Source organism: Streptomyces orinoci (assembly GCF_003121295.1).
In the GTDB taxonomy this organism is placed as follows: Bacteria; Actinomycetota; Actinomycetes; order Streptomycetales; family Streptomycetaceae; genus Streptomyces; species Streptomyces orinoci.
Genome location: NZ_PHNC01000029.1, coordinates 257,832 through 275,622, shown reverse-complemented (window position 1 = coordinate 275,622; position 17,791 = coordinate 257,832). Strand labels below are relative to the sequence as shown.

Genomic DNA, 17,791 nt, shown 5'->3' with positions numbered 1-17,791 from the left:
CATGGCAGACACTCTCCGAAGACCGGCACAACGGGCGCTTCCCCGCAGGCTGTCGCGGTGCGCGATACCCCTGACCCTGGTGTTCGTCACGGCCTGCGCCGGCGCCGACGGAGGTCAGGGGCGCCCCGGAGCGCAGAGTGCGGGGGACAGCGTTTTTCCCCGACTGGGCAATGGGGGCTACCGGGTTGAACACTACGGGCTGACCCTGGACTACCGGCCGGAGGGCAATCTGCTGGCGGGCAAGGCCGTGATCACCGCCCGGGCCACCCAGGATCTCAGCGCCTTCAGCCTGGACTTCAAGGGGATGCGGCTGAGGGACACCCGGGTGGAGGGGAAACCGGCCCATACCTCCCGCCGGGGCACCAAACTCACCGTCCGGCCGCGTCATCCGGTGGCCAAGGGCGCCCGGTTCACCACCGAGATCAGCTACCGGGGCACTCCGCAGACCGTCCAGGACGCGGACGGCGCCACCGAGGGCTGGGTGGAGACCGAGCATGGCGCGGTCGGACTGGGCGAACCGGAAGGATCCATGGCCTGGTTCCCCGGCAACCACCACCCCTCCAACAAGGCCGCCTATGACTTCACGGTGACCGTGCCCAAGGGCTATACCGCCGTGGCCAACGGGGAGTTGCGCAACCAGCAGACCAAGGACGGCAAGACCACCTTTGTCTGGCACAACGGCGAACCGATGGCCGGCTATGTGGCCAGCGTCGCGGTGGGGGAGTTCCAGGTCACCCGGGGCCGGGCCGGACGGCTGCCGCTCTATATCGCCTCCGTGCCCGGCGAGGAGGCGGCCGCCGGACGAATGCGCCAACTGCTGCCCCGGGTACTGGACTGGGAGACCGGGCTGTTCGGCCCGTACCCCTTCGCCTCGGCGGGCGCGGTAATCGACCGCAATTCCGAGGTGCACTACGCCCTGGAGACCCAGACCAAGCCCTATTACCAGGAGCCGCCCTCCGACAAACTGGTGGTGCATGAGATGGCCCACCAGTGGTTCGGCAACTCGGTCACCCCGCGCGACTGGCGTGATATGTGGCTCAACGAGGCCTTCGCCCAGTACGCGGAGTGGATGTGGGAGGAGAAGCAGGGCGGCCGCACGGTGCGGCAGACTTTCGACGACTACTACGACGGCAAGGACCCGGAGAGCAAGGGCCCGGCAGGCGAGGACATCTGGTCCTATCCGCCCGCCACACCGAACGCGGAGCAGATATCCGGACGTCCGGTGTACGGGCGCAGCGCGATGATGCTCCAGCGGTTGCGGGAGATCGTGGGGGACCGGGTGTTCTTCGACATCCTGCGGAGCTGGGTGAGCGGGCATCGCCATGGCAACGCGGACGCGGGAGAGTTCTTTGCGCTCTGCAAGGCGAAGTCGGGGAAGGAGCTGGGGGACTTCTTCCGTACCTGGCTGTATATGGCGGGGAAACCGCCGAGGAGTTGAGGCGTCCCGGCGTTAGACGTTGAGTTCGGCGAGGAGGCGGAGGGTCGGCGGATCCGGGGCCGTTATCAGGAGGTCGGTGACGGGGCCGGAGCGCCAGGCCGCCAGGCGGTCGGCAATTCGTTCACGCGGGCCGACCAGGGAGATTTCGTCGGCCAGTTCGTCAGGTACGGCCGCCACTGCCGCCTCGCGGTGTCCGGCCGCGAACAACTCCTGTATGCGGGCAGTGACTTCACCGTATCCCCAGCGGGAGAGCAGCTCCGCATGGAAGTTGCGGCGGGCGTGGCCCATGCCGCCGATATAGAAGGCGAGCATCGCCTTCACCGGGCGCAGGCCCTCGGTGACATTTGTGCAGAGGCGGGCCTGGGCGAGGGGGGCCACCAGGAATCCCTCGGGGGCGGCGGCAAGGGGTTCGGTGTAGAGACCGGCGCGGGCGGGGGACCAGTACAGCGGCAGCCAGCCGTTGGCGATGCGGATGGTCTGGGCGATGTTTTTGGGGCCTTCGGCACCCAGCAGTATGGGGAGTTCGGGGCGTAGGGGGTGGGTGATGGGCTTGAGGGGACGGCCCAGGCCGGTGGTTCCGGGGCCGTCGTAGGGGAGGCGGTAATAGCGCCCGTTCAGGGTCACCGGGGCTTCGCGGCGTAGGACTTGGCGGATGACGTCCACGTATTCGCGGGTGGCGGTCAGGGGACGGTCCGGGAACGGGCGTCCGTACCAGCCCTCCACCACCTGGGGGCCGGACAGTCCCAGGCCCAGCAGCAGCCGGCCGCCGGAGAGGTGGTCCAGGGTGAGGGCGTGCATGGCGGTGGCGGCTGGGGAACGGGCCGCCATCTGGGCCACCGCGGTGCCCAGCGCGATACGCCGGGTATGGGCGGCGATCCAGGCCAGCGGGGTGAAGGCGTCGGAGCCCCAGGATTCCGCCGTCCATATGGAGTGGTAGCCCAAGTCTTCGGCGGTGCGGGCGAGTTGAAGGTGGCGGGGGTCCGGGGCGCGGCCCCAGTAGCCGAGGGCGAGACCGAGTCGCATGGCGGGTCACTGTACGGCGAAGGCCCGCCGGAGGGAACCGGCGGGCCTTGGCGTGGATGCGAGCGGGGCGGTGAATCAGCCGCGCTGGATACCGGAGGTGTCCTGGAGGACGCCTCGGCGGCCGTCCTGGGTCTGGGCGACCAGGGCCGGACCGCGCTGGTCCACGGCCAGGTACCAGGTGCCCGGGGTCAGCTCGGCGATCGGGGTCCCCGAGCCGTCCTCCGGGAACAGCGGCCGGTTCACCGGGACGGCGAACCAGAACGGGGTGAACCCGGCGGCCGGGGCGCCGCCCTGGGCGCCGGAGGGCTGGCCGGACTCCGCCTGGGCCGCCCCGGCACCCGCACCGCCGTCCGGCTGGGAGGCGGCGGGCTGCACCGTGGTCTGGTCCTGCGGGACAAACGGGGCCTGGGCGCCGTAGGGGGAACCCTGCTGAGCCCCGTAGGGGGTGGCCGCCTGGCCGGTGGCCGGGTTGGGGTAGCCATAGCCCGGGTTGGGGCCGACCCCGTAGGGGGAGGCGGCCGGCCGCGGGGCGCCCACCAGGGGGGCCTTGAGGGCGGGAATCCGGGGGGCGATCAGAGCGGTCGCGGCCATCACCAGGTTGGCGATCAGCGCCAGGATGCGGCCGATGCCCACCCCGATGTTGGAGTTCATGTCCTCAAGCGGACCGTCGAAGAGCGTCCACAGCGTGGTCCAGGCCGCGAAGACCGCGAGCGCCGTCCCCCACTGCTCCAGCGTGAGCCCCAGCACATTGCGGCCCTGCTGGAAACGGGAGGCGACGATGAGCGCGGCCGCGATAAGGCCGGCGAGCACGATCGACGGCAGCGCCGGGAAGACCTTGCCCTCCCAGAGGTTGGGGATCTTCGACGAGTCGCAGTAAGGACCGCTGCAGTCGACCGAGTAGTAGTCGAGGAACGAGGCGATGAACAGCAACACCGCTGCTCCGATCACCACGCCGTCGCCTCGAGTGAGGGAGCGGATGTTCACCTGAAGTCCTTTGTCCGTGCAGTTGGGAAGTTGTCAGCTGGTGTCGATGCCAGTTCGCGAGGTGCGAGGCGCGGGGGAAACACGGCCCCCCATCGTACGGGGGAACCTATCGCTCCCATGTCCGGGGCGCCTCTTCGTTTCGCCCTCGTGACACGCCTGTGGCCTGCCGTTATTTCCTCCCGTTACCCGTGAAGGAAGTCACTGATGCCATTCGCGATCCCCTGCGCCGCCTTCTCGCGCCAAGCCTCGTCGGTGAGTTGGGCGGCATCATCGGGATCGCGCATATTGCCGCATTCGATGAACACCTTGGGGACTTTGGACAGATTGAGGCCGCCCAGATCGCCACGGACGTCCAACCCCGTTCCCTTGCCCACATAGTTGGACGGGGCACTGCCGGTGACGCGGACGAAGTTCCCGGCGATCCGCTCGCCGAGTTCCCTGGACGGGCCGACGATGGCGGAGGTGTCCGCCTGCTCGTTCTTCACCAATGCGGGAAGAATCACATGGAATCCGCGGTCGCCGGGCGCCGCGCCGTCCGCGTGCACCGAGACCGAGGCGTCCGCGTGTGCCTTGTTGCCGATCTCGGCGCGCTCGTCCACACATGGGCCGTAGGGCCGGTCCCCGTCATGGGTGAGGGTGACGGTGGCGCCCTGCGCCTGGAGGATGCGCCGGATGCGGTGGGCGACATCCAGGCTGAAGGTGGCCTCGGCGTAACCGGAGTTGGTGGCGGTACCGGTGGTGTCGCACTCCTTGCGGCCGTTGCCCGCCTCCACCTGCCGGTTGATTTCGGCGGGGTGGTCCTGGTTGTGGATGTTGTGACCGGGGTCGATGACCACGACCTTGCCCTTGAGGGGGCCGTCGCCGGGGTGCTCTTCGGCGGGCGCGGTCTTGCTGGTGGACCCCTTGCCGGCGGCCCCCTTGTCGGCGGGGGCGGCCGAAGATGGCCTGGGCTCGGCCGACTTGGGAGATGCGGTGCTCGCGTCGCTCGCGCTGCTTTTGTGGCCTTCGCCGCCGCAAGCCGCGACTCCCGCCAGGAGCAGCGTGGTCAGTGCCGCGGCCCTGAGCGGGCGGAGTATGCGGGGGAGGCTGCCGGTGGACACCTGGGCGATGGTAGCGCCTGTGCTCAGTGGCCGGGGGCGGTCCGGCGCAGCACGCGCAGCGAGTGCGTTACCGAGACCTCGGTGAAGGCGCCGGATTCCAGGGCCCGTAGATAGATGCGGTACGGGGCCTGGCCGCCGTCGGCGGGGTCGGGGAAGACATCGTGGATGACCAGCAGTCCGCCGGGCGCGAGGTGCGGGGCCCAGCCCTCGTAGTCGGCGGTGGCGTGCTCATCGGTGTGGCCGCCGTCGATGAAGACCAGGCCGACCGGGGTGCGCCAGGTTCTCGCCACCTGGGGGGAGCGGCCGACTATGGCGATGACATGGTCCTCCAGGCCGGCGGCGTGCAGGGTGCGGCGGAAGGTGGGGAGGGTGTCCATGCGGCCGACGACCGGGTCCACCAGGGTGGGGTCGTGGTACTCCCAGCCGGGTTGCTGCTCCTCGCTGCCGCGGTGGTGGTCGATGGTGATGGCGGTGGTGCCGGCCTGGCGGGCGGCGTCGGCGAGGAGGATGGTGGAGCGGCCGCAGTATGTCCCGACTTCCAGCAGGGGCAGGCCGGTTCGGGCCGCTTCGGTGGCCGCCTCATGGAGGGCCAGGCCCTCGTGGACGGGCATAAAGCCCTTGGCTTCTTCGAAGGCGTTGAGGATGGCGGGGGTTGGGGGCATCGTTCGTCCTTGCGGTCGTTCGTGGGCACGCTGCTGGTGGGGGCTGGGCGCCGTGGGCGGCGGCCGGCTACAGCCAGCCGTTCTGGCGGGCCGTGCGGACCGCTTCCATGCGGTTGCGGGTCTGGGTCTTGCCGATCGCGGCGGAGAGATAGTTGCGCACCGTGGCCGGGGAGAGGTGCACCTTGGCCGCGATGTCGGCGACCGTCGCCCCGTCCACCGCCGCGGCCAGTACTTCGCGTTCGCGCTGGGTGAGCGGGTTGGGGCCGGTGCTGAGCGCGGCCGCGGCAAGGGCGGGGTCGATGACCTGCTTGCCCGCCAGCACCTGGCGGATGGCGGCCGCCAGGTCCTCCACGGGGCCGTCCTTGACCAGGAACCCGGCCGCCCCGGCCTCCATCGCCCGGCGCAGATAGCCGGGGCGGCCGAAGGTGGTCAGGATCAGCACCTTGCACTCGGGCAGCCCGGACTTGAGGTCGCCCGCGGCGTCCAGCCCGCTGCGGCCCGGCAGCTCGATGTCCAACAGGGCCACGTCCGGCCGCACTTCGAGGGCCTTGGGCAGGATCTCGTCCCCATTGGCCACCTGGCCGACGATCTCGAAGTCGTCCTCCAGACCGAGCAGCAGCGCCAGCGCGCCGCGCATCATCCCTTGGTCCTCGGCGAGGAGTACGCGGATGGGGCTGGGGGGCTGCTCGGGGGCGGTCTCTGTCATACCGCTCAGCGTAAGCGGTGCGCGGAGCGGCCCTGACGGGACGTGGCCTGGGCCACCGACCCCTCCTCGTCCACCGGAAGTTCCGCCACCAGGCGGAAGCCATGGCGGCCGGACGGGCCGGAGGTCAGGGAGCCGCCTGCGGTGGCGAGGCGTTCGGCGAGGCCCTTGAGGCCGTTGCCGCCGGTCTTCGGCCGGGGCCGGTCCGCTTCCGGCGCGGCGGACGGGCCGACGCCGTCGTCGGTGATCTCCAGATGGACGCGGTCCTGCTCGCCCCGCACCTCGATCGCACAGTGCGCCGCACCGCTGTGCCGCACCACATTGGTGACGCCCTCGCGTACCACCCAGCCCAGCAGCGCGCCGCTCTGCGGGGGCAGCGGCGGGCCGGAGTGGCTGATCTCGGCGGTGATCCCGGAAGCCTCCAGCAGGGAACGGGCGTTGTCCAGCTCGGTGGCCAGGCTGCTCTCCCGGTAGCCGGTGACCGCCTCCCGGATCTCGGTCAGCGCCTGGCGGCCCACCGCCTCGATATCGGCGGCCTGGGAGAGCGCGGCGTCCAGGTCGCGCGGGCCCAGCCGGCGCACCGCCTGGGCCTTGACCACCATCACCGAGAGGGTGTGGCCCAGCAGGTCGTGCAAGTCCCGCGAGAACCGCAGCCGTTCGCGTTCCACCGCGGCGTGGGCCAGCTGCTCGCGGGTGGCGCGCAGGGCGGCATTGCTCTCCACCAGGTTGAGCAGGTTGGCGACCAGCATTCCGGCCAGGCCGGTGCCCCAGCCCGCGGCGACGATGGTTCCGGTGGTGTCATGGCCGCCCCGGAGCGAGGCCATGATCCCGTAGGTGATGCCCAGCAGAGCCAGCGTCAAGGCGATCAGCCGTGGGTCGCGGCGCAGCACCACACCGGTGGCCAGGGAGAGCAGCGGGAAGCACATCTGCCAGTGGTCCCAGTAGCCGACGGCCAGGGCGTAGGTGACCACGGCCAGCGCGGCCAGCAGCAGCCGGGGGGTGCGGGTGTCCCGGCGGTCCTCGTCCAGGGCGGCTGAGACGGTCGCCAGATACAGGGCGACAAAGGCCAGTTCGCCCAGGCCGCCGAGCCAGGGCAGCGGCATCCCGCCGGTCAGCACGGCGATGGTGTCATGGATGTTGACGAGGAGGAAGGGAACGAAGGTCTTGGTGGTGGGCATCCTCGTCCACTGCGCGGATTCCCCGGCTGCCGTGCTCGTCATATCGCACAGCTTACGAAACCCCGTTGTCCCGCTGTGAGCAGCGCAGATGCCGGTGGCCGCCGGACCGCCCGGGCCGGCTGTCTTCCCATGCCATCCGGATCGGGCTATACAGCCCTGCATGCCCATCGACGCCGCCAAGGCCATCGCCGCCGAGCCGCGAGTGACCGCCCTGTCCTGGGACCACAAGGATGTCCAGCTCTATCACCTGGGCATTGGTGCGGGCCGTCCGGCCACCGACCCGGGCGAGCTGCGCTACACCCTGGAGAGCCGGTTGCAGGTGCTGCCCTCCTTCGCCACCGTGGCCGGTGGCGCAATGGCCCTGGCCGGCGGGCTGTCCGCGCCGGGGATCGAGGTGGACCTGGCGGCCGTGCTGCACGGCGGCCAGTCCGTGATGGTCCACCGGCCGATCCCGGTGCGTGCCACCGGGGCCACCCAGACCTCACGGGTCGCCGCCGTCCATGACAAGGGCAAGGCGGCGGTGATTGTGCTGCGCAGTGATGTGACCGATGCCGAGGGGCCGTTGTGGAGCAGTGACGCCCAGATCTATGTGCGGGGCGAGGGCGGCTTCGGCGGGGAGCGCGGTACCGCCATGCGGCTGGAACTGCCCGAGCGGGCACCGTACTTGACCGTGGAGCGGCTCGTCCGGGAGGACCAGGCGCTGCTCTACCGGCTGAGCGGGGACTTCAATCCGCTGCACGCCGACCCGGAGTTCGCCCGGCGGGCCGGGTTCGACCGGCCGATCCTGCACGGTCTGTGCACCTATGGCATCGCCCTCAAGGCCGTGGTGGACGGTCTGCTCGGCGGCGAGGCCGGCCGCGTCCGCTCGTACAGCACCCGGTTCACCGGAGTGGTCTTCCCCGGGGAGCGGCTGCGGGTGCGGATGTGGCGGGACTGCCCGGGGCCGGGACGGATCCAGGTCTCGGTGACGGTGCCCGAGCGCCGGGATGCGACGGTGCTGGCGGACACGGTCGTCGAGCACCGCTGAGCTTTGCGCACCCGACAGCGGTACCTGAAGCGGTGTCTGACAGCCGCACCCGACAGCCGTACCTGACAGCCGTAGGAAGGGAGCCGGCCATGCGCGCCGCCGTACAGCACGAGAAGGGGCAGGACAAGCTCGAAGTCGTCGATGACATCGAGGCGGTGGGCTTCGGCCCCGGCAAGGTCCGGGTGCGGATGCGGGCCGCCGGGCTGTGCCATTCCGATCTGTCCGCGATGTCCGGGGTGTTGCCGCAGCCCGCGCCCTTTGTCCCCGGGCATGAGGGGGCGGGCGAGGTGCTTGAGACCGGTGAGGGGGTCAGCGGTGTCAAACCCGGTGACCGGGTGCTGGTGTGCTGGCTGCCCGCCTGCGGCAGCTGCTCCGCCTGCGGGCGCGGGCAGACCCAGCTGTGCCTGTCCGGCTTCCTCAGCGTCTCCACCCCCAACTTCCGCCGTCCGGGCGCGGATGTGTTCAGCTTCGCCGGCACCGGCACCTTCGCCGAGGAGACGGTGGTGGGCGCCGGATGCGCGGTGCCGATCCCGGACGATGTGCCCTTCGATATCGCCGCGCTGATCGGCTGCGGGGTGACCACCGGGCTGGGCGCGGCGCTCAACACCGCGCGGGTGGCGGCCGGTTCCTCGGTGGCGGTGCTCGGCTGCGGCGGGGTGGGCATCGCCACCGTGCAGGGGGCCAGGGTGGCGGGCGCGGCCCGGATCGTGGCGGTGGACCCGGTGGCCTCCCGGCGGGAGGCGGCGCTGCGGTTCGGGGCCACCGAGGCGGTGGAGCCGGAGGAACTGGCCGACGCCAGAAACCGGCTCACCGGCGGCGAGGGCTTCGACTATGTCTTCGAGGTGGTGGGCACCTCCGCCACCGCCCGTACCGCCTATGACATGACCCGGCGCGGCGGCACCCTGTGTGTGGTGGGCGCGGGTGCCATGGACGACACCCTGCAACTCAATATGTTCGAGCTGTTCTTCAACGAGAAACGCATCCTGCCCTCCCTCTACGGCGGCGGCGATGTGCTGCGTTCCTACCGCCGGGCCATCGAGCTGTGGCGGGCCGGGCGGGTGGACCTCAGCGGGATGATCACTCACCGGGTGCCGCTGACGGGCATCAACGACGCGCTGGAACAGATGCGTTCGGGTGTGGCGCTGCGTACCTGTGTGGAGCTGTGAGGGGACGGCGGCGATGACGACGATGCTGGACGGCAGAACGGCGGTGGTCACCGGGGCCGGGCGGGGGCTGGGCCGGGCCGAGGCCCTGGAACTGGCCCGGCGCGGCGCCTCGGTGGTGGTCAACGACCATGGGCAGCCGGGCCGGGACGGCTCCGGCGCCGCCTCGCGGGGCCCCGCCGAGGCGGTGGCGGCCGAGATCCGCGCGGCGGGCGGCCGGGCCGTCGCCCACGCCGGGGACATCGGGGACTTCGAGACGGCGCGGGAGCTGGTGCGGCTGGCCCTGGACACCTTTGGCTCGCTGGATGTCCTGGTGAACAACGCGGGCATCCTGCGGGACCGGATGGTGTTCGCCATGTCCGAGGAGGAGTGGGACTCGGTGATCCGGGTCCACCTCAAGGGCCACTTCAACACCATCCGCTTTGCGGCCGCTCATTGGCGGGAGCGGGCCAAGGCCAGTGGGGAGCCGGTCTACGGGCGGGTGATCAACACCGCCTCGGAGGCGTTTCTGCTGGGCGCCGCCGGACAGCCCAACTACGCGGCCGCCAAAGGCGGGATCGTGGGGCTGACCCTGTCCACGGCCCATGCGCTGCGCAAATACGGGGTGACGGTGAACGCCATCTGCCCCCGGGCCCGCACCCGGATGACCGAGGATGTCTTCGGCGCGGCGCCGGTGACCGGTCCCGATCCGCTGGCGGTGGAGCAGGTCGCACCGCTGGTGGGGCATCTGGCCTCGCCCGCGGCGGACGGAGTGAACGGGCAGGTGCTGGTGGTGTACGGGGGGCGGGTGGCGGTGCTGGAACGGCCCCGGATCGCCGCCCGGTTCGCCCTGGACGATCTGGAGGGCGGGTTCAGCCGGTTCTTCGCGGAGCACAAGGAGGAGTCCTTCGCGGCGACCGAACTCCTCGCTCTTTAGCGGGAGATGGCGTGGAAGTGGCCTTGCAGCGCCATTGGGGCGCAAGTCCGGAATAACGGAAAAAGGGGCGGAACCGGGTGGCCGGCAACCCCGGCCTCCGCCCCACTCCCGTTGGGGGACGCGTCAGTTGGCCTCCGCCGGGCGGCGGTGCTTTCCGTGCGGTGAGGCCGACTGGTCGTCAGCGAGCGACGCCGGGCCTCGGTGCTTGCCGTAGCCGGCGGCTGCGGCCTGGGCGGAAGCCTCTATACGGCTCGCCTCGGTCGTGTCGATTCGGGCTTCGGACATGGGGAAGGTCACTCCGTCGGTGTGGGAATTGCGTGCACCGGGGGCCACTTGGGCCACTTGCGCCTGCGGTTGACACGCTTTCCGCGCAAGCCCCTCCAGTACCGCTGCGCAGCCCCCGCCCCATCCTAACGGGACCTTGATCCGGCCAGCCACCCAGTCTCGAACGTATGTCAGATGGGTAACCCCTAAAGCGGCCTGAGGGCGGCGGCCCGGGCGTGCGGCGCCTGCTGCAGTGGCACCGGCCGTAGCGCGGACGCGCCGCCCGGATCGTCCTCCGGCCGTTCCTCCGGTTCCTCCGGCAGCCGCCACCGGGCCAGACCACAGGGCACCTGGGGGGTGACACAGGGCAGCCGCAGCTCGCCGTCGGCGGTCCACAGCCCGGCCCCGGCCACCCAGCCGACGGGCCCCGGGAACTGGCGCAGCCGCCGCTCGGCAGGCCGCCACACCCCCACCCAGCAGCCGGGGCCCGGATCCATCGGATCGGGATCCATCCGGTCGATCAGAAACGCCACCGAGCAGGTCTCCGGGGTCAGCGGCTGCCCCGGCTGGGTGGCGAAGGGCACCACGGCCGCGTCCGCGAGCCGCAGGCACTCGGGGAACCGCACCGGCCGCGCCGAGCCCAGCACCCCCCAGCCCAGCCGGTCCTCGCCGGGGGCGTCGGACCGTACCAGCAGCAGGCCACTGTCCGGATCGGCCAGCACCAGCCGGTCGTCGCTGTGCTCGGCGATCTGCAGCAGCGGGCTGGTCTCGCCCCGCTCCAGGTCCACCACCACCGCCTTGGTGACCCCCTCCAGCTCCCGGTCCAGGGCCAGCAGCCGGCCGCCGCGGTCCAGCCAGGCGCCGCCCGAGCATCGCCCCGCCACCTTGGCGAGCAGCTCCGGCCCGCGGCTGCCGCCGTGCACCCGCCACAGGGTGGTGGCCAGGTCGCCATGGACCAGGGCGTAGGCCGAGCGGCCGTCCGGCGCGGGAGGCAGCAGCGACAGATGAGGGCACTCGATGGCGCCCAGCGGGAGTTCGCCGGTGCCCGGACCGGTCGGGTAGAGCAGCGAGAGCGCGAACCGCTCGGCCACCCGGCGGCGGATCAGCACCCGGCCGTCCGCCAGCGGCAGCACCTCGGTGTCCGGCTCCTCGGGCTGGCTGCCGGGCAGCGGCACCGCGTAGGGCTCGGGGCCGTCCAGCGTCCAGCGCTCCGGGAACCAGCCGCCGGTGCTGCGGCTCAGCGCCAGCCAGGCGGCGTACGAACCGTCCGCGGTGACCGTGAACGCGCGGCGCCGCAGCGGGACCGGCGCGCGGTGGACAGCGCTCTCAGCAGTGCTCTGGGGGGCACAGACCGTCATGAGAAACGTCACCTCCGGCACAGAACGTAGTTTTCGCCCTCCGTTCCCAACCCTCCGTGGGGAGGTGCTTCACGCGTATGGGTGGAACTTGGGGCTTTCACCGGAGAAAACGACGGTGACTGTGCTTGCCGACCGCTTCCCGACCGGCCGGGTACGGGGTGCAGGTAGCCTTTCCCCGTGCCCGTACTGTCTGAAGTCATCGCCGCCCTGGACGCCCTGTGGCCCCCGGAGCGGGCCGAGCAGTGGGATGCCGTGGGCACCGTCTGCGGCGACCCCGGCAGCCCGGTCGGCCGGGTGCTGTTCGCCGTGGACCCGGTACAGGAGGTCGTCGAGGAGGCGGTAGGGCTCGGCGCCGACCTGATCGTCGCCCACCACCCCCTCTATCTGCGCGGCACCACCACGGTCTCGGCCGCCACCTTCAAGGGCCGGGCGGTGCACACCCTGATCAAGAACGACATCGCGCTGCATATCGCGCACACCAATGCCGACCGGGCCGACCCCGGGGTCTCCGACGCCCTGGCCGGCGCCCTGGACCTGAGGGTCACCGGCCCCTTGGTGCCCGACCCCGCCGACCCGGCCGGGTGCCGCGGCCTGGGCCGGATCTGCGAGCTGGACCCTCCGCTGCCGCTGGCCGAGTTCGCCGAACGCGCCGCGAAGCGGCTGCCGTCCACCGCCCAGGGCATCCGGGTCGCGGGCGACCCGCAGCAGGTGATCCGCACCGTCGCGGTCTGCGGCGGCTCCGGCGACTCGCTGTTCGCCGAGGTCCGGGCGGCCGGCGTGGACGCCTATGTCACCGCCGACCTGCGCCACCACCCCGCCTCCGAGGCCCGCGAACAGAGCCCGCTGGCCCTGGTGGACGCCGCCCACTGGGCCACCGAATGGCCCTGGTGCGAGCAGGCCGCCGCCCAGCTGGACGAGATCTCCGACCGTAACGGCTGGGGTCTGCGCACCCATGTCTCCCGTATCGTGACCGACCCCTGGACCGCCCACGCGGCGTCCGCCCGCCCCAACCCCTCCCACCCTTCCTAGGAGCCCCCAACTGAACGCCGCGCCCGCCGACCAGATCCGCCTCCTCGACCTCCAGGCGCTCGACACCCGGCTCGGACAGCTCGCCCACAAGCGCCGCAGCCTGCCCGAGCACGCCGAGATCACCGCCCTGGAGGGCGACCTCGCCCAGCACCGCGACCTGCTGGTCGCCGCGCAGACCGAGGAGAGCGACACCGCCCGCGAGCAGACCAAGGCCGAGCAGGACGTGGACCAGGTCCGCCAGCGCGCCGCCCGGGACCAGCAGCGGCTGGACTCCGGCGCCGGGATGTCCCCCAAGGACCTGGAGAACCTCCAGCACGAGGTGGCCTCGCTGGCCAAGCGCCAGGGCGACCTGGAGGAAGTGGTCCTGGAGATCATGGAGCGCCGGGAGGCCGCCCAGGAGCGGGTCACCGAGCTGACCGGCCGGGTGGAGGCCGTCCAGGCCAAGGTGGACGCCGCCGTCGCCCGCCGCGACGAGGCGCTGGCCGCCATCGACGCCGAGATCGCCACCACCACCAAGGAGCGGGAGATCGTCGCCGGGTCCGTCCCCGCCGACCTGCTGAAGCTCTACGACAAGCTGCGCGAGAAGGAGGGCGGCGTCGGCGCCGCCCGCCTCTACCAGCGCCGCTGCGAGGGCTGCCGGCTGGAGCTGAACATCACCGAGCTCAACGAGGTGCGTGCGGCCGCCGCCGACGCGGTGGTCCGGTGCGAGAACTGCCGCCGGATCCTGGTCCGCACCCCCGAGTCCGGCCTGTAACCACCATGGCCAACCGCTTTATCGTCGAGGCCGACGGCGGCTCCCGGGGCAACCCGGGGCCGGCCGGCTACGGGGCCGTCGTCCTGGACGCGGCCACCGGGGAGGCGCTGGCCGAGGCCGCCGAGTACATCGGCACCGCCACCAACAATGTCGCCGAATACCAGGGCCTGATCGCCGGCCTGGAGGCCGCCAAGGCCCTGGACCCCGAGGCCGCCATCCAGGTCCGGATGGACTCCAAGCTGGTGGTGGAGCAGATGTCCGGGCGCTGGAAGATCAAGCACCCGGATATGAAGCCGCTGGCCGCCCGGGCCGCGTCCATCTTCCCGGCGGGCCGGGTCAGTTACCAGTGGATCCCCCGCGAGAAGAACAAGCACGCGGACCGGCTGGCCAACGAGGCCATGGACGCGGGCAAGCGCGGCGAGAAGTGGGAGCCCTCGCGGGCGGCCGTGCCGGAGGCCCGTCAACGGCCTTCCGCGCAGGCGCGGTTGGAGCCGCTCGGGGAACCGGTTCCGGCATCGCTCACCGAGCCGCTCACCGAGCCGCTTTCGGAGCCCAGGGCCACGCCGGTCGGCTGGGCCGCCCCCGCCGACCTGGGCACCCCCAGCACCTTTGTCCTGCTGCGCCATGGCGAGACCGCCCTCACCCCGCAGAAGCGCTTCTCCGGCAGCGGCGGTGACGACCCCCAGCTCTCCCCGGCCGGCCTCCGCCAGGCCGAGGCGGTGGCCGCCGCCCTGGCCGCCCGCGGCACCATCCAGGCCGTGGTCAGCTCCCCGCTGCGCCGCTGCCGGGAGACCGCCGAGACCATCGCGGCCCGGCTGGGCCTGGAGGTACGCCTCGAAGAGGGCCTGCGCGAGGCCGACTTCGGGGCCTGGGAGGGGCTGACTTTCGCCGAGGTCCGCGAGCGCTACCCGGAGGACCTGGACGCCTGGCTGACCTCCAGCAAGGCGGCTCCCACCGGAGGCGAGTCCTTCGCGGCCGTCGCCCGCCGGGTGACGCTCGCCCGGGACAAGCTGCTGGCCCGTTACGCGGGACGCACGGTGCTGCTGGTGAGCCATGTGACGCCGATCAAGACCCTGGTACGGCTGGCGCTGGGCGCCCCGCCCGAGTCGCTGTTCCGGATGGAGCTCTCGGCCGCCTCGCTGTCGGCGGTGGCGTACTACGCGGACGGCAACGCCTCGCTGCGGCTGCTCAACGACACCGCGCATCTGCGCTGAGCGGGCCGCCGCCGTAACGGTGGCTGATTTCATGGCCGTATTCGTACTACTGACCGCGGCATTCGGCCGTCAGTCTGTGAGCGCCCGTTTCCTCGCAACGTCCTCACCAGGAGGCGCAGATGAAACACCGCTCACTGCTGGCGGCCGGAGCCCTGGCGGCCACCGCGGCCCTCACCGCGTTCGCCCCCGCCGCGGGTGCCAGCCCCTCCATGCCCGGCATGTACCAGTACCAGAATGTGGCCACCGGCAAGTGTCTGGAGACCGACGGCACCACGGTCTATCCCCAGGACTGCAACTCCACCGGCTACAGCCAGCGTTGGGTGGCCAGCGGCACCGGCCCGTTCCAGCTGCGCGATGTCGCCGCCAACAAGTGCCTGGACACCGATGGTTCGGCGGTGTACCCGCGGGACTGCGGCAGCGGCAACCAGCTGTGGTTCCTGGACGGGGCCAACCCGTACCGGCTGCGGAACGCCGCCACCGGCAACTGCGTGGCCACCGACGGCACTTCGGTGTACGCCCAGGACTGCACCGGCGGCGACGACCAGCGCTGGACCCGAAGATGACACGCTGACGGCCGGGCCCTGGGCGCTCAGCCCTCGGCCCGGCTCCGGGCAACCGCCTTGCCCAGCAATGCGACCGCCCGCAGCCGCCGGCGCTCGCGCTCCTCGATGTCCCGGGCCCGCTCCCCGGTGGCGGCGGTACGCGGGCAGGTGGGACAGCACCAGCGGTCCGGAGCGCCGGGCGGCGGCGGCTCCATGTCCACCCCGCAGTGCGGGCACCGCACGGTCACCTCGGCCACATGACCGCAGGACCCGCAGACCCACACCGGCCCCTCGGCATCCTGCCGCCGCCAGGCCGTCCCCCGGCAGCGCGGGCAGCCGGTGGTGACAATCCCGGCCTGATCCATGATCGGTGGCTCCGGCGTACGGTCGGCGTACTCGATGAGCCGGGCGCGCACCTGATGGTCACTGGTGTTGGCCATCCTGAGCAGGTGTGCGACTCGTGAGCGTGCTTCGTCGGCGAAATCGTTCATGGCGGGGAGCAGGCTATCGTCCACCGCGCCGTTGATCGGCCCGACGCACCACTTGTGGGTGAGGGCTGTTCCCATCCCGGCTTGCTGCCGGGCCGGTTCGCGGCCCGCTGGGCAAAGGGTGAACTCCCGCTGTGCGACCGTGCATTGGCTGCCGGTGCCGTCGCCTTGACCGGTTCCGGGCCGGTGGCACATTCCGGCCGTCCGGCTCGTGGACCGGCGGAAGCGCTTTGAGGCGGGGTAGCGAGACCGGAAAGGAATTGACGAACTTCGTTCATGTGAACCCGGAAAGCTCGCGCCGATTGCCCGCGTAGTGTGCGAGCAGGCCGCCGCCCAGCAGGGCCGACGGTCTTTTCTTGGGGCAGGTCGCTGAGACCATCTCGCGCGGGTCACCAAACGCAAGCTCAGGAAGATCCCGTACCGGCCGCACTCGACCGGTGGCTGCCTCGCCGCACGCGAGGGCAGCGAGCGCGCAGGCCGAAACTCCCCAGACAACCCCCACGGGGCAAAAAGAAGCCCCTCCGTCTAACGTTTCCGCAGGTCAGAGGGGATGGGGGCGGACGAGTCGGCCTGTACGCCGGGTTCTGTCTCCCAGGGGCCTTGCGGCCCCGGGGGAGGCGGCCATCCATCTAGGCCCGCCGTTGCCGGCGGGCTCGTGCGGTCTACCCGCGGACTCGGGCGGGCAGCCCTCAAGCGTCCGCGCAGGACCGTCGCAAGCGGCGGTCCCTCTTGACCTTGCTCCGGGTGGGGTTTACCTAGCCGTCCGAGTCACCTCGGACGCTGGTGGTCTCTTACACCACCGTTTCACCCTTACCGGAAGCCTCGCGGCCTCCGGCGGTCTGTTTTCTGTGGCACTGTCCCGCGGGTCACCCCGGGTGGGCGTTACCCACCACCCTGCCCTGTGGAGCCCGGACGTTCCTCGGGGGATCGAAGAGGATCCCTCGCGGCCGCCCGGCCGGCTCGTCCGCCGTATCGACCATGGTAGCGGGCGGTTACCCAAGGGTTCACCACGGGGTTCGACGGGGGGTCCGGCGTGCGGCGATAGGCTCCGTATCCGACCGGTTCGCGAAGGAGATCGACTGTGCTGGTGCTGTTGCCGCCGTCCGAGGGGAAGGCCGCCGGGGGGACCGGGGCCCCGGTGGACATCGGGTCGCTGTCGCTGCCGGGGCTGGCGGACGCGCGCCGGGCGGTGCTGGACGAGCTGGTGGGGCTGTGCTCGGGCGATGAGCAGAAGGCCGCCGAGGTGCTGGGGCTGAGTCCCGGGCTGCGCGGGGAGATCGCCAAGAACGCGGGGCTGTACGGGGCGCCCACCGCGCCCGCCGGGGAGATCTACACCGGCGTTCTCTATGACGCACTGGAGCTCGCGAGCCTGGAGGGCAAGGCCCGACGGGCCGCCGAGCGCTCGCTGCTGGTCTTCTCCGGGCTGTGGGGCGCGGTGCGCATCGGTGACGCCATCCCCTCCTACCGCTGCTCGATGGGGGTCAAGCTGCCCGGACTGGGCGCGCTGGCCGCGTACTGGCGGGAGCCCATGGCCCGGGTGCTGCCCGAGGCGGCGGAGGGCCGGCTGGTGCTGGATCTGCGTTCGGCGGCGTATGCGGCGGCCTGGAAGCCCAAGGGCGAGCTCGCCGAGCGGACCGTGACGGTGCGGGTGGTGCAGTCCAGGGTGGTCGGCGGGGTGGAGAAGCGGTCGGTGGTCAGCCACTTCAACAAGGCCACCAAGGGGCGCCTGGTGCGCGATCTGCTGGTCTCCGGGGCCGAGCCGGACCGCCCGGCCGAGCTGGCCGGGGCGCTGCGGGAACTGGGCTACCGGGTGGAAGGCGAACCGCCTGCGAAGCCCGGCCGGCCCTGGGCACTGGATGTAGTGGTCACCGAACTATGACGGCCGTCAGGGAACTGCCGGGACCAACGGTTCGTCCATGACGGGGAGTTATGCTGTCCGTCGGCAGTG

At 71.7% G+C, this 17,791-nt stretch carries 18 protein-coding genes and 1 other RNA gene; 9 read left to right on the top strand and 10 right to left on the bottom strand.

Translation table 11 applies throughout. The features are described 5' to 3' along the window. Position 1 precedes the first annotated feature (1 nt). Positions 2-1,438, top strand: coding sequence for a M1 family metallopeptidase (locus CV755_RS15935; RefSeq protein ID WP_109280909.1), 1,437 nt, complete (start codon positions 2-4; stop codon positions 1,436-1,438). A 12-nt stretch (positions 1,439-1,450) separates the two neighbouring features. Here CV755_RS15935 and CV755_RS15930 read toward each other — a convergent pair whose 3' ends face one another. From CV755_RS15930 to CV755_RS15905, 6 genes are all read right to left on the bottom strand, one after another. Continuing rightward, positions 1,451-2,461, bottom strand: a complete 1,011-nt coding sequence (locus CV755_RS15930) for an LLM class F420-dependent oxidoreductase (protein ID WP_109280908.1) — start codon at positions 2,459-2,461, stop codon at positions 1,451-1,453. A gap of 75 nt (positions 2,462-2,536) precedes the next feature. Continuing rightward, positions 2,537-3,445 (bottom strand): DUF5336 domain-containing protein, encoded by a 909-nt coding sequence (locus CV755_RS15925; RefSeq protein ID WP_109280907.1) that lies wholly within the window; start codon positions 3,443-3,445, stop codon positions 2,537-2,539. A 182-nt stretch (positions 3,446-3,627) separates the two neighbouring features. After that, positions 3,628-4,545: an N-acetylmuramoyl-L-alanine amidase gene (locus tag CV755_RS15920; protein WP_109280906.1), complete on the bottom strand. Its 918-nt coding sequence runs from the start codon at positions 4,543-4,545 to the stop codon at positions 3,628-3,630. 23 nt (positions 4,546-4,568) lie between these two features. Then, positions 4,569-5,207, bottom strand: coding sequence for a class I SAM-dependent methyltransferase (locus CV755_RS15915; RefSeq protein ID WP_109280905.1), 639 nt, complete (start codon positions 5,205-5,207; stop codon positions 4,569-4,571). A 67-nt stretch (positions 5,208-5,274) separates the two neighbouring features. Beyond that, a complete protein-coding gene (locus tag CV755_RS15910; RefSeq protein WP_109280904.1) occupies positions 5,275-5,913 on the bottom strand; it encodes a response regulator transcription factor in 639 nt (212 codons plus the stop codon). 5 nt (positions 5,914-5,918) lie between these two features. Then, positions 5,919-7,130, bottom strand: coding sequence for a sensor histidine kinase (locus CV755_RS15905; protein ID WP_109280903.1), 1,212 nt, complete (start codon positions 7,128-7,130; stop codon positions 5,919-5,921). 118 nt (positions 7,131-7,248) lie between these two features. Here CV755_RS15905 and CV755_RS15900 point away from each other — a divergent pair, with 118 nt between their 5' ends. The 3 genes from CV755_RS15900 (at position 7,249) to CV755_RS15890 (ending at position 10,194) form a co-directional block, all read left to right on the top strand. Continuing rightward, complete coding sequence (locus tag CV755_RS15900; protein WP_109280902.1) at positions 7,249-8,115, top strand: MaoC/PaaZ C-terminal domain-containing protein; 867 nt, start codon at positions 7,249-7,251, stop codon at positions 8,113-8,115. Positions 8,116-8,204: 89 nt separating this feature from the next. Then, on the top strand, positions 8,205-9,281 hold the full coding sequence (locus CV755_RS15895; RefSeq protein ID WP_109280901.1) for a Zn-dependent alcohol dehydrogenase: 1,077 nt from the start codon (positions 8,205-8,207) through the stop codon (positions 9,279-9,281). A gap of 13 nt (positions 9,282-9,294) precedes the next feature. Then, complete coding sequence (locus CV755_RS15890; protein ID WP_109280900.1) at positions 9,295-10,194, top strand: 3-oxoacyl-ACP reductase; 900 nt, start codon at positions 9,295-9,297, stop codon at positions 10,192-10,194. Positions 10,195-10,317: 123 nt separating this feature from the next. Here CV755_RS15890 and CV755_RS34695 read toward each other — a convergent pair whose 3' ends face one another. Both CV755_RS34695 and CV755_RS15885 read right to left on the bottom strand, forming a co-directional pair. Then, positions 10,318-10,479 carry a hypothetical protein gene (locus CV755_RS34695; RefSeq protein WP_161968705.1) on the bottom strand — a complete coding sequence of 54 codons (162 nt, stop codon included), beginning with the start codon at positions 10,477-10,479 and terminating at the stop codon, positions 10,318-10,320. Between the two features lie 185 nt (positions 10,480-10,664). Beyond that, entirely contained in the window at positions 10,665-11,816 is a 1,152-nt protein-coding gene (locus tag CV755_RS15885; RefSeq protein ID WP_109280899.1) for a hypothetical protein, read from the bottom strand. Between the two features lie 177 nt (positions 11,817-11,993). Between CV755_RS15885 and CV755_RS15880 the strand changes: the two genes are divergently transcribed. The 4 genes from CV755_RS15880 to CV755_RS15865 all read left to right on the top strand — a co-directional run bounded on the left by CV755_RS15880 (position 11,994) and on the right by CV755_RS15865 (position 15,376). Continuing rightward, positions 11,994-12,845, top strand: coding sequence for a Nif3-like dinuclear metal center hexameric protein (locus tag CV755_RS15880; RefSeq protein ID WP_109280898.1), 852 nt, complete (start codon positions 11,994-11,996; stop codon positions 12,843-12,845). Between the two features lie 10 nt (positions 12,846-12,855). Then, positions 12,856-13,599: a CT398-like coiled coil hairpin domain-containing protein gene (locus CV755_RS36720; RefSeq protein WP_109280897.1), complete on the top strand. Its 744-nt coding sequence runs from the start codon at positions 12,856-12,858 to the stop codon at positions 13,597-13,599. 5 nt (positions 13,600-13,604) lie between these two features. Then, complete coding sequence (locus CV755_RS15870; RefSeq protein WP_109280896.1) at positions 13,605-14,813, top strand: bifunctional RNase H/acid phosphatase; 1,209 nt, start codon at positions 13,605-13,607, stop codon at positions 14,811-14,813. A gap of 119 nt (positions 14,814-14,932) precedes the next feature. Further along, positions 14,933-15,376, top strand: a complete 444-nt coding sequence (locus tag CV755_RS15865) for an RICIN domain-containing protein (RefSeq protein WP_109280895.1) — start codon at positions 14,933-14,935, stop codon at positions 15,374-15,376. A 26-nt stretch (positions 15,377-15,402) separates the two neighbouring features. On the opposite strand, the gene CV755_RS36175 is transcribed toward CV755_RS15865, so the two are convergent. Both CV755_RS36175 and rnpB read right to left on the bottom strand, forming a co-directional pair. Then, positions 15,403-15,846: a hypothetical protein gene (locus tag CV755_RS36175; RefSeq protein WP_241561233.1), complete on the bottom strand. Its 444-nt coding sequence runs from the start codon at positions 15,844-15,846 to the stop codon at positions 15,403-15,405. Between the two features lie 554 nt (positions 15,847-16,400). Further along, positions 16,401-16,806, bottom strand: an RNA gene (rnpB, locus tag CV755_RS15855) — RNase P RNA component class A. Between the two features lie 118 nt (positions 16,807-16,924). Here rnpB and yaaA point away from each other — a divergent pair. Then, on the top strand, positions 16,925-17,722 hold the full coding sequence (gene yaaA, locus CV755_RS15850) for a peroxide stress protein YaaA (protein ID WP_109280894.1): 798 nt from the start codon (positions 16,925-16,927) through the stop codon (positions 17,720-17,722). Positions 17,723-17,791 lie beyond the last annotated feature (69 nt).